3 protein-coding genes are annotated in these 5,447 nt (G+C 56.6%); all 3 read left to right on the forward strand.

What is annotated here, in order from left to right; translation table 11 throughout:
* On the forward strand, positions 1 to 1,577 hold a 1,577-nt coding region (locus AB4097_RS21265), incomplete at its 5' end, for a M10 family metallopeptidase C-terminal domain-containing protein (RefSeq protein ID WP_442043255.1).
* A gap of 350 nt (positions 1,578 to 1,927) precedes the next feature.
* Positions 1,928 to 2,956: an AraC family transcriptional regulator gene (locus AB4097_RS21270; RefSeq protein WP_442043257.1), complete on the forward strand. Its 1,029-nt coding sequence runs from the start codon at positions 1,928 to 1,930 to the stop codon at positions 2,954 to 2,956.
* 1,095 nt (positions 2,957 to 4,051) lie between these two features.
* Positions 4,052 to 4,966, forward strand: a complete 915-nt coding sequence (locus AB4097_RS21275; RefSeq protein ID WP_442043259.1) for a GAF domain-containing protein — start codon at positions 4,052 to 4,054, stop codon at positions 4,964 to 4,966.
* Positions 4,967 to 5,447 lie beyond the last annotated feature (481 nt).

Genomic DNA, 5,447 nt, shown 5'->3' on the forward strand with positions numbered 1-5,447 from the left:
CGCTCGACTACGAGGCGACGCTCGACTACGAGGCGACTGATCTGCAGACGGACGCGACCGGCAAGTACTACACCGTGCAAGTCGTGGCCAAGGATCCGGCGCTCAACACCTCGGCGGTCAAGGACGTCAAGATCTACGTCACGGATGTGAACGAAACACCGGCGAACGTTGCGCCGTCGATTGCGGTGGACCAGGGCGGCACGGTAGCCTACACGGCCGCCAACCAGGGTCCGGTGCGGGCGTTCAAGGACCTGACGGTGTCGGACACCGACACGAATGACCAAAACACGATGGTGATCAAGTTCACCAGCCTGCACGGCTCGCTGACGGCGGTGGCCGGCAGCGGCATCACAGTGCCCGCTGCGGGCTCGTCGGGCACGGATAAGGTTTACACCTTCACGGGCACGGCGGCGGAGCTGACCGCCATCCTGGAGAACCTGCAGTTCGATCCGGACGATCGGGCTGCAGGCGGTGCGGTGCAGACCACCACCTTCACCATCGAGGTGACGGATCCGACGCACGGCCACACCACGCCGTCGACGGTCAACAACGTCACCGTGGCTTCCACGCCGCCGGTCATCCCACCCAACAACGCCCCGACCGGCCTGTCGCTGAGCAATGTCTCCGTCTTGGAATATGATCTTGTCGGCAAGGAGATCGGTACGTTCAGTGCGACTGATCTGAACAATGATGTCCTCACCTACACGCTTCTCGACAATGCGGGCGGTCGTTTCGCCATCTCGGGTAACAAGCTCGTGCTGGCAGGAACGGGCGTTAACTACGAGGAGGCAAAGTCACACCAGATCAAGGTGAGGGTCGACGATAATCACGGCGGTGTGATCGACCAGGTCTTCACCATCAATGTCGGCGACCAGACCACCCTGAACAAGCGCGGCACGAAGAAGGCCGACAAGATGAACGGCTCCACCCTCGACGACATTCTGAAGGGTGGTACCGGCACCGTTAAGGACATCATCAAGGGTCTGGCCGGCGACGATCAGCTCTATGGCGAGAACGGCAACGATTCTCTCCTGGGTGGTGACGGCCTCGACACTCTGTCCGGCGGAAAGGGCAACGACACCCTGAAGGGCGAGGCCGGCAAGGATCTCCTCAAAGGTGAGGTCGGAGATGACAAGATGTACGGCGGCTTCGGCAATGACGCGCTGTTCGGCGGCAAAGGCAACGATGTCCTGAAGGGCGATGCCGACGACGACGTCCTCTACGGGGAGGAAGGAAACGACACACTGACGGGTGGTGCGGGTAACGACACCTTCGTCTTCAGCAAGAAGACGAATAAGTCGACGAACTTCGACAGGATCACCGACTTCAAGTCTGGTCAGGACAAGCTCTTCCTCGACAATGCCGTGTTCAAGAAGCTCGGAACGACCGGTACGTTCGACGCACCTGCAAAGCTCGACATCACGATGTTCAAGACCGGCAAGGCCAAGGACAAGAACGACTACTTGGTCTACAAGGGCGGCGTTCTTTACTACGACACCAACGGCTCCGCTAAAGGCGGCGAGGTCGAGATCGTGAAGCTCAAGGGCTTGAAGGTCACCGATATCTGGGTCATCTGACGAGCCTATCGGCTTTGACATCAACCCCGGCGGGCTTCCTGCCGGGGATTCTTCTTCATCTCACTGAAGTGATGACGGCTTGCGATGCGCCCTTCAATGAATGGTGCATTGAACCCGATGGAAGAGAGCGACCAATCCGGCTTGAGGCTTCGCTGGGCTTTGGCTGTTGCGGCCAGCATGGCTGCAATTGCGAACGGCAATTCCTGTCACATCGATCACCCTCCAAATGGAATTAGCTATATTTTAGCATTCACTTAGCTGGCTTTTAAGATAATCGAGCTTTTTGCCGCCATCACCGCTCATATATCGCGATGAGAAAGGCAAAAATCATATCTCCTCTGTAGACGGTCATGGACGATACGCTGCATCAGGACGCCGAAGCGGCGCCACACATCGATTTGATCATCGATCAGACTTGGCGCTCGCCCAAGCTTGAAGAATTGGAGAATGCACTCAACACCTTCGTGTCGCCTCAGCGCCTTATCCCGACCTCGCGCGACAAGCCGGCGGGCGGCATGTTCGGATATCGGGGACATTTCGACCTTGGCATCTTCCGAGTCCATCTCGAAAGCGATGTCGAGATGGACCAGTCCCCTGAAGAGGCCGACGATCGAATGGCTTTCGTGGTCAGCCCGAGCGAGCCCAGTGAGCTTAAGATCAATCGGGAAGCCTTCACGATCTCACAGAGTCAGGGGGTGATCTTCTCCTCCGGACCCCAGCGAATCCTCACGATTCCCAAAGATGCCGAGCATCGTGTTCTCATCACAAGTCGGAACAAGATCGCGGAATGCTGCGCCAAGCTCCTGGGCTATGACATTCCAGGTTTCCTCGATTTCGATATCGGCGTCGATCTGAAAACCCCGCCTGGACACAGCTGGCTGAGGCTTTTGGAATATGTGGAGACGGAACTGTCCGATCCGGAAGCTCTTATCAGGCAATCGCCGATAGCGTGGCGGCAATTCGAGCAGTCTCTGCTGACCGGGCTTCTTCTGTCCCAACGCCATACGTACACCGATGCGCTTCTACGGCCCCAATCCGCGGCGGCTCCTTTTTATGTGAAGCGCGCCGAAGCTTACATCGAGGCGAACTACGCCGAGCCCATGTCACTTGCGGATATTGCCACCTATGCGGGTGTGAGCGCCAGGAGCCTGCAGATTGGGTTCCAAAGCTTCCGTGGCATGACGCCGATGGCCTTTCTCCGCTCAGTTCGTCTGCAGCACGTCAACAGGGCATTGCTCGCTGGGGACCCGGCTTTCGACACGGTGACGGAAATCGCGCTTGCCTGCGGCTTCGGTCATCTGGGCGAGTTCGGTGTTCTCTATAAGCGCACATTCGGTGAAACCCCCCGGCAGACGCTCTCAAAAGCAATCTATCGCTGAAGGCCAAGTGCTGAGAGGATCAACGGAGAACAGCTCGGCTCGCCAGGATCATGTCGAGTCATCGCTTAGTGGAAACCGCTTTTCCGGTGTCAGAGGATCAAAGTTAAGAACCTGCCGCTGCCCTGGTGGTGAGAACCCTGATGGCTCCTTCCGAAGGATGATTTCAGCCGAGGGTTGCATAAAGAAACTATGTTTCTATTCCTCTGCTTCATCGAATACGGTCTATCAGCAAACAGATATAGGAAAAAGTTTCCTGCGCAATCTTGACAGGCCGTTCGCTTTTCCGATTTCCGCAGAGGAAGAGTGATGCCACGTTTTGCTTCACGGTGAGATGGAGCCTTCGGCTTCGATGAACTGAGATCGCTAAACCCGGCAAGTACTCTTGGAAAGAAACGATGCCAAAGGATCGGGACTTCATTGGACTGCCAAGAATGCTGCTTCCAGCTGGGATCGCATGGTGGCGCTCGGGATTGTCCTTGCAGAAGCTCAAGCACACCTCTCCCCATACCGTTCGGTTCCACCTGCTCCGCGGTCGCATTTTCCTCGGTATCGGCCAATATGATCTGGCCGTCGATCATTTCAGAAGCGCCCTACGATTGGATTGGCGGCATGAGAAGGCTGCTTTCTGGCTCAACAAAGCGGCCCGGGCTATTCCGCATACTGGCGGAACGCAATCTCTGACTTGATCATCAGATGGGATCAGTAACGTCAGAGTGAAAGCCAATCGTCCACATGGTCGACCGGGCTCATCGGATCGTTCGACGACAGGCAGGATCGGTTCCGGATGTCGTTCTCCTCTTCCCGTCACATGCGGTTCCATTAGAGCCAGTTCGATTCATTGTCGAGGATCGGCATAGCAAAGAAGAAAGTTATTCCACGCCAGCGGAAACGATCCTGACGTATTGGGAGGCACGAATGAAGATTAGGGCCGTGTTGCACGAACATGGCCCGACAGGTCTCTGGAGTGGTCCTACATATCCGCGGCGGACCAGACCCAGGCTAAGCAAGAGGAGCATCGGATATGCCATGTGAGCTCACGTGCCATGTCCGATGCTTCGGCAGTTGCCCCTTTCTGATCTGAACCTACAGCTGCCTATGCCGAAATCGTCCCCATTGCTGGATGCCGCGGTCCTAGTCGATGAGATTGCGCGGCAGAATGAGGTCGGTAGGATCGTCGATACCGTTCTCGACGGACTGAGCGAATGTTTCGGATACAAGAATATCCGACTGCTCCTTTACGATGTGTCGCGTGGGGTACTTATCACTCGAGGAAGTCGGGGTTGCGAGCGGACGGGAACCGGATTGGAGGTGCCCGTCGGCGACGGGCTTATCGGCATGGTTGTATCGAATGGATACCTCATCAATGCCGCTGATATGAGTGACCTGACACAACCTGCTGACGGAACCCACTTAGGATCGGACCGCGGAGGGGAGCAGAGGGCAGCGGTATGGCCAAGCTTGCCAGGTCCCATGAGTCAGATCGGGATTCCGATGATCGTGCACGGGAAGGTCACTGGTGTTCTGGTTGCCGAAAGCCAGGAGCGTTTCGCCTTCAGCGCTGACGATCAGGCTGTCATGACAATTGTCGCATGCCAGGCCGGAGCTTCTCTCTCCCTAGTGGAAAGTCGGGAGGATGAGGTGCAGGATTCTGACGCTCGCAAATCGTCTGATCAGCCGGTGGGGCGCGATTTTCGAGTTTCGTATCATACGCTGGACGATAGTATTTTCATCGACAACGAATACCTTATCAAAGGTGTCGCGGGCCGATTGCTCGTGTTCATGCTCGATGTTCATCAGCGTGAGGGAAGAGACGAGTTTACAAACCGCGAGCTTCGGCTTTCGGCCACGATGCGGATGCCCAAGGTCAAAGACAATCTCGACACGAGGTTGCTACTGCTCCGGCGCCGCTTGGAGGACAAGGGAGCGCCGATCAGGCTCGTTCGGATTGGACGCGGAAGAGTACGGCTCCAACTCTACGGTGTTCCACTCCTCGACCGCGTGGAGGTTTAGGACAGTATGGGCTCCTCAAGACCCCTCTGGACGATCCTTCCCTCTGGAGCCACGGGCCTAACGCATCGTACAGTTTCGAAGGACAGAGTCAGCGAAAGTGAACCGGCGATGTCACATTGACTTGGACACGAGAGCAAGCAGTGTAGACGGGCCGGCATGAACAGGCCCATCAGCGACAAGCGCCATCGCTTTCCTCTCAGATCATCGCTCATGTCGTTTGGCTGTCATTTTGGCTCTCCTGAGCCTCCGATCCATTGAGGAAATGAATCGGGCTGGCACACGCCGGCGCATCTTCGACGTCTATGATATGACTAGAGCATTGGACGTGAATTCGAACTCACGTCCAATGCTCTAGAGCGGGTTTTGATCTGACTGAATCGAAGGGGCTACCCAAATCGGCTGGAAACTGATTCAGACTGACTGCCGGGTGGGAGGCCGGCAGTCATGTCGAAAGCTCTGTCCGTCGATCTTCGTGTTCGGG

The sequence above is a fragment of the Microvirga sp. 2MCAF35 genome (assembly GCF_052115545.1).
In the GTDB taxonomy this organism is placed as follows: Bacteria; Pseudomonadota; Alphaproteobacteria; order Rhizobiales; family Beijerinckiaceae; genus Microvirga.